Origin of the sequence: Actinoallomurus acaciae (genome assembly GCF_042429965.1) — a bacterium.
In the GTDB taxonomy this organism is placed as follows: Bacteria; Actinomycetota; Actinomycetes; order Streptosporangiales; family Streptosporangiaceae; genus Actinoallomurus; species Actinoallomurus acaciae.
Window position 1 is genome coordinate 1 of record NZ_JBHLZP010001176.1, and the last position, 882, is coordinate 882.

1 protein-coding gene is annotated in these 882 nt (G+C 76.1%); it reads right to left on the reverse strand.

The window, feature by feature from the left end; translation table 11 throughout:
* Positions 1–882: aminotransferase-like domain-containing protein (locus ACFFNX_RS51450; protein ID WP_378213819.1), on the reverse strand; the 882-nt coding region annotated here is incomplete at both ends.

Genomic DNA, 882 nt, shown 5'->3' on the forward strand with positions numbered 1-882 from the left:
AGGCCGGCGGAGACACCGTGCACCCGTACCTCCGGCAGGCGTTCGGCCAGCGCCGCCACGAACGCGTCCCGCCGGTCCCGGTACGTCCGGCGCATCTGCCGCAGGTGCCGGGAGTACTCGCCGCCGGCGATCAGGCGCGCGAGGACGTGCTGGTCGAGCACTGGCGAGCCGAGGTCGTGCAGGCCGCGCGCCGCGCGCAGGCGTACCGCCAGCCACGGGGGCGCCACCGCCCAGCCGAGGCGGAGCGCGGGCGACAGCGCCTTGCTCACCGAACCGGCCAGCAGCACCCGTTCCGGCGCGAGCCCCTGCAGGCAGCCGACGGGGTCGCGGTCGTAGCGGAACTCCCCGTCGTAGTCGTCCTCGATGATCAGCGCGTCGACGTCGCGCGCCCAGTCGATCAGCGCCGCGCGGCGCCGCGGGGAGAGCACGACCCCGGTGGGGAACTGGTGGGCCGGCGTGACCAGCACCGCCCGCGCCCGCGTACGGGCCAGCGCGTCGACGTCGATGCCCTCCTCGTCCACGGGCACGCCGGCCAGCTCGACACCCGTGGCGCGGATCATCGGGATCTGGTGGTGGCCCAGCGGGTTCTCCACCGCGAGCAGCCGGTGCCCCTCCTCGATCAGGACACGCGGGACGATCGCCAGCATCTGGGCCACGCCCGCGGTCACGACGAGCGCCGCCGGGTCGGCCACGGCGGCGCGCACGCGTGCCAGGTGCCCGGCCAGCTCGGCACGCAGCTCCGGCACACCCGACGGATCCGGATAGTTCAGGGCCGAGTGCGGCAGCTCGCGCAGGACGTCGCGCAGGGTCGCGGCCCAGCGGTCGCGGGGGAACGCGGCCAGGTCCGGCTTGCCCGGCCGCAGGTCGTAGGCGATGCCGGGC